Below are 4,680 nucleotides of genomic sequence, written 5' to 3' on the forward strand. Positions count from 1 at the left end.
GAAATATTTTCAGATTATTGCTCTCTCCCTATTTAGTTTTGCAGAGTTCTATTTTATAGATTCACAACCTGAAAAAAACAAAAAATATCCTGATATTATCCTCACAGGTAGAGATGAGAGGGTTCCCAATAACTATCTATTTGAGCTTAAGTGGAAAAAAGATAAAGATAGTTACAGTTATATAAAAAAAGAGGGGATAAAACAGGTTAAAGGGTATTTGGAACTTGACAAGATAAAAGCTATCCCCAAACTTAGAAGTTATCTGTTGATTGGCTCAAAAAATGGGGTGGAGTTTGTGGAGGTGGATAGTTAAATATGGATAGATTAACCAAAGGAAAAAACATGCCCAAATACACCCTTCTCTATGTCGAAGATGAACTCCGTATCCGTAATATGGTTGTAGAGTATCTCCAAGAGCATTTTTCAGTTATATATGAAGCGAGTGATGGAGAGGAGGCATTGGCTATCTATTATGATAAACAGCCTGATATTATTATCACTGATATTCAGATGCCAAAGATGAATGGTTTGGAGTTTGCCTAGAAGATTAGAGAGCATGATGATACCATGCCTATCTTGATTACCACAGCATATACAACGACCGAGTATTTGTTAAAAGCAGTAGAGTTAAACTTGGTCAAATATCTGGTCAAACCGATTGCTGAGGAGACGCTGTTAGAAACACTTGAACTCTCTTTTAAGAAGATAGAGTCTCGTTGCCCCACAGTGATACGCCTAAGTTCACAACACCAATATGATACCTATAACCACACGCTAATTTTTGATAAAAACATCATAAAGCTCACCGTATCTCAAACCAAACTACTTGATATTCTAATTACAAATAAAAATCGTGCCGTCTCCTATCAAGAGATAGAAAACTATATTTGGATAGAAAAAGCGATGAGTTCTGCAGCCATTCGCTCTTTGGTTAATAGCATACGAACCATCATCAACAAAGAGACCATAGAAAATGTCTCAAAAATAGGATACAAAATAAAACTCTATGAGTAGTTCACTAAAGATAAAATTATCCCTTATCTTTGTCTACTTAACCGTTGCTCTATTCTACCACAAACACTATTTCCCAACCTATACAGGTACTATCTATCACTATGAAAATATGCCTTTTTTTATAGTTGCTATGAGCTTTAGGGTTATACTCTCAGCTACTCTTTACAATCTCTCTCTCTATCTATATATCCGAAAAACTCCACATCTCTACTATGCATTGGCACAACTCTCTGCACTCTTTTTTTTGATGAATCTCGACTCACTCTTTATCGCACCTTTTGATGAGATGTTTGGACTAAAAAGTTTGATGCTCTTTGATATATCACAGATTTTTATGCTCTTTTTTTCCATACTATTTTTGGAAGCATTTTTCAGACATTATCAGATTGAGAAACTTGACCGTTTGATTAAACTGATTTTGGTTCTTAGTGTCGTTGACCTATTTTTGACTCTAATATTTTCACATGCTGTCATTACAAAATTTATCCCTATATTTATCCCCATATGGTTGGTGTTGAGTGAAGCTCTTCGTCTGACAAAAAAGATAGATGTAGCATTTAAGCTTGTCATTATGGGTTGGTCTATGGTGCTTTCTGTCGTCATTGTAGAATATATAGGGTTTGTTGAGATTACAGGTATCTCTTTTCCATTTTTTCATATCGCTGTAGCTTTGGAGTCTGTTATACTCTCTCTAGCCATCGCTTATAAATTCAAACTCCTAGAAGATAACAGAAAACTGCAACAAACACTGCTTTTACAACAATCCAGACTAGCAAGTATGGGTGAGATGATTTCCATTATCGCCCACCAGTGGCGACAACCTCTGAACTTTTTATCATTTGGACTCATGAATATCAAAAAAGAGCTAAAAGAGAGTAAAAGAGGATTGGGTATTGTAGAACAATTAAATCTGGAACTACAATATATGTCTAGTACTATAGAGGATTTTAGAAACTTTTACAACCCCTCTAAAATGAAAACTCAATTTGATATTTATGATGCGTGTAAACAAGCTCAATCCATCTTAAATAGCTCATTGGAACTGCATGAAATAACTCTAAAAATTGATAAAAAAGAGAATTTCACTCTATATGGCAATCAAAATGAGTTTGTGCAGGTGATTTTAAATATCATCAACAATGCAAAAGATGCTCTGGTATCAAGAAAAGTTAAAGAGCCACAGATAGAGATTGTCATCGATAAATCAACTATTATCATTACGGATAATGCAGGGGGAATTGAGCGAAAATATCTCTCTAAAATCTTTGAGCCATATTTCAGTACCAAAGAGGATAGTGATGGGATTGGACTCTACCTTGTCAAGATGATTGTGGAGAAAGAGTTAGGTGGAGAGATATGCGTAGAGACTTATGGGGAGTGTACGCGTTTTATTGTTTTGTTTTAAAACCCATATCGTTCTAAATTTTCTTGATAATCATGAAACCAGTTAAGATTCCAACCTCTCTCTTTACAAATATCTTTTAAATCATACTCATCGGATATACTGTGCTGAGTGATAATACGATGCGTCTCTTGATTGATAATAAGACCATTCCATAAGAGACTAATCATATTTGGATAGATAGATTGTCGTCGAATATGATGAAATTCCGAGGAAGCATTGTTTATAGGTTCATCTGTAAGTTCATCAAAAGATATATTGTATTGTTTTATTTTTTGTTGTTTTAACTTCTTTTTAGTCTCTTCTATAAATTCTCTATACTTCAACCGTATAACTTCCACGGGGTCAGAGTCTCTTACTGCTTTACCAATATTTTCAGATACTCTAAGGTATTCTCTACGCTTATGTGATGTTGGACTCTGTATGATTTCATTGAGTCTATAGATGACAGCTGAATATTTAATACAATTATTACCTCCAAAATTAGCCTTATCATGAGATAATATACTACCTACAAAAAAACTTGCTGTAGAGGCATCTGTTCGCCAAATCTGTGCTAAGAAATCAGATATAATCCATACTTGACCAATGCCATCAACCAGTGTTCCCTCTTCCCATGCATTTAATGTTCTTTGTGCTGAAGGCTTATCTAATCCAGTAGGTAGATTAAACTCTAAGTCATAGTCAATAGAGTGTGATGAGTTAAATATTGGAACGAGTTGACTCCTATTTGGCATTTTTAATCATCTCTTCATAGATTTTATTCAAAACTTTGGCAGATTGAGTTACCTTTGGATGACTACTTTTATCTGGGTCAATGATTTGTATAATATCATCTCTCCACTTTGTAGCTTTTGTTCTATCCTTATAGAGTATTCGCTCTATATTTAATTTTTTTTGTTGCATCTCCCCATTAAGTTCTAGCAAATAAAAAATATATTCATCCTCTTTAGATTTGAAATAGTTATCATTATATTTTGTCTCTTCATCTATTTTTGATAAATCTTTTATTCCAATGGTTAGACTATTGAGTAGCGTTTCTACAAAGTTGAGATAAGTGTTATCAATTTTAAATTGAATGGTTTGCATAATAGACTCCTTGTTGGGTTTGAATAATTATAGCATATCATTGTAGTATAAAGTTGAAGAGCCAACCGATTAAATATATGAGATTCCTTTTTGGTGGGCATAAATGCACCCTCCTACTTAATCCCCAAAACAGGTCTCTCTCCCTCTCCCAACACCTCAGAAGAGACACCCCCAATATCAATCCCTGTATAGACTTGTAGCCTATCTAAACTATCACTATAGCTCGTATCATAAAGAACACCCTGTCTGGCATGTCTAAAGAGGGTAAACTCACCCACTTGATATTTTAGCAACTCTGCCATGGTTAGATTTGAGCTCTTTTGTTCAGGGGGCAGTAGGAAATATTTCCCCTCTGATAGATTTTTACCTATGATTTTAAGCTTCACTATAGAGTTGTTACTCTCATCACCCAATGGACACCCTATATCGACAGTGCTACAGTACTCATCTTCGGATAGGGCATCTCCACTGCTATCAAAAAAGAACACACGCTCATCATTAAACTCCTCTGCTTGGCTATTGAGTCTCTGCGTAAAGCTATATATATTCATCATTGCCCCGCTGTCTGATAGTTTAATATGTTCAATGAATTTTCCAATTAAAAATTCACTCATCAAAGGAGCCTCATTGATGAAGTTTACCTTCATGTCCAAAAAAGACTCTTTTGCCAATTAAACTGTGAATATCTCTCTCCCATAAATAGGAGTCTCCCAGTAGTTCCAGCTGTTTGATAACCTGCTCATCAAGCGTAAAAGAGAGCGTTCCAGCAGGAATAGTACAGACCTCATCTGTGGGTATCTTCTGACACCTCTTCTCAACATCTGCTATTATCTTATTGCCCAAAAAGAGATTTGATTTCATCTCATCAACAATTTCAAGTAGTTTTGATATATACTGTTTAACAGAACGATAACCACTCGCTTGACCCTCTACTCTATCTTTCTCTTGCTTGGTGCTGTTTGACTCATCTTTTGTTGGATTTAAGACCTCTGGTATCTCTATACTGATTTTATCAGGGATTTGAATCCCACATCCTATTAATATTAAGATAGATAAAAGTGTCAAATTCTTATATCTCATAAATAATCTCCTAATTTTATATTATAATAACATAACTACACTTTAGACAAATCACCCCGTCATTTCATACCCTCCACCTAACCCAAACCCCAAAA

At 34.9% G+C, this 4,680-nt stretch carries 7 protein-coding genes and 1 pseudogene; 4 read left to right on the forward strand and 4 right to left on the reverse strand.

The genetic code is table 11. The features are described from left to right. The 4 genes and pseudogenes from GSY74_RS10425 to GSY74_RS10440 all read left to right on the forward strand — a co-directional run. On the forward strand, window positions 1–313 hold a 313-nt coding region (locus GSY74_RS10425), incomplete at its 5' end, for a PD-(D/E)XK nuclease domain-containing protein (RefSeq protein ID WP_188108719.1). 29 nt (window positions 314–342) lie between these two features. Continuing rightward, window positions 343–675: pseudogene (locus GSY74_RS11070) on the forward strand (response regulator transcription factor); the annotation flags it as partial. Window positions 676–726: 51 nt separating this feature from the next. Beyond that, window positions 727–1,014 carry a transcriptional regulator gene (locus GSY74_RS11075; RefSeq protein WP_370518800.1) on the forward strand — a complete coding sequence of 96 codons (288 nt, stop codon included), beginning with the start codon at window positions 727–729 and terminating at the stop codon, window positions 1,012–1,014. Continuing rightward, entirely contained in the window at window positions 1,007–2,419 is a 1,413-nt protein-coding gene (locus tag GSY74_RS10440) for a sensor histidine kinase (protein WP_164665045.1), read from the forward strand. Before GSY74_RS11075 ends, GSY74_RS10440 begins: the two co-directional genes overlap by 8 nt. On the opposite strand, the gene GSY74_RS10445 is transcribed toward GSY74_RS10440, so the two are convergent. From GSY74_RS10445 to GSY74_RS10460, 4 genes are all read right to left on the reverse strand, one after another. Next, window positions 2,416–3,153: a hypothetical protein gene (locus GSY74_RS10445; protein ID WP_164665047.1), complete on the reverse strand. Its 738-nt coding sequence runs from the start codon at window positions 3,151–3,153 to the stop codon at window positions 2,416–2,418. The genes GSY74_RS10440 and GSY74_RS10445 overlap by 4 nt on opposite strands. Then, window positions 3,143–3,505 carry a hypothetical protein gene (locus GSY74_RS10450; protein ID WP_164665049.1) on the reverse strand — a complete coding sequence of 121 codons (363 nt, stop codon included), beginning with the start codon at window positions 3,503–3,505 and terminating at the stop codon, window positions 3,143–3,145. Before GSY74_RS10450 ends, GSY74_RS10445 begins: the two co-directional genes overlap by 11 nt. A gap of 113 nt (window positions 3,506–3,618) precedes the next feature. Continuing rightward, the gene (locus GSY74_RS10455; RefSeq protein ID WP_164665051.1) at window positions 3,619–4,119 is read right to left on the reverse strand and encodes a hypothetical protein; all 501 of its coding nucleotides are present in this window, start codon (window positions 4,117–4,119) and stop codon (window positions 3,619–3,621) included. A gap of 10 nt (window positions 4,120–4,129) precedes the next feature. Continuing rightward, a complete protein-coding gene (locus tag GSY74_RS10460) occupies window positions 4,130–4,585 on the reverse strand; it encodes a hypothetical protein (RefSeq protein ID WP_164665053.1) in 456 nt (151 codons plus the stop codon). Window positions 4,586–4,680 lie beyond the last annotated feature (95 nt).

It is taken from the genome of Sulfurovum sp. bin170 (assembly GCF_010892395.1).
In the GTDB taxonomy this organism is placed as follows: domain Bacteria; phylum Campylobacterota; class Campylobacteria; order Campylobacterales; family Sulfurovaceae; genus UBA1140.

Bases quoted from the DNA above. Each gene is read 5' to 3' on its own strand.
- GSY74_RS10440 (WP_164665045.1), top strand. From the start codon at position 1,007: ATGAGTAGTTCACTAAAGATAAAATTATCCCTTATCTTTGTCTACTTA.
- GSY74_RS10445 (WP_164665047.1), bottom strand. From the start codon at position 3,153: ATGCCAAATAGGAGTCAACTCGTTCCAATATTTAACTCATCACACTCT.
- GSY74_RS10450 (WP_164665049.1), bottom strand. From the start codon at position 3,505: ATGCAAACCATTCAATTTAAAATTGATAACACTTATCTCAACTTTGTA.
- GSY74_RS10455 (WP_164665051.1), bottom strand. From the start codon at position 4,119: ATGAGTGAATTTTTAATTGGAAAATTCATTGAACATATTAAACTATCA.
- GSY74_RS10460 (WP_164665053.1), bottom strand. From the start codon at position 4,585: ATGAGATATAAGAATTTGACACTTTTATCTATCTTAATATTAATAGGA.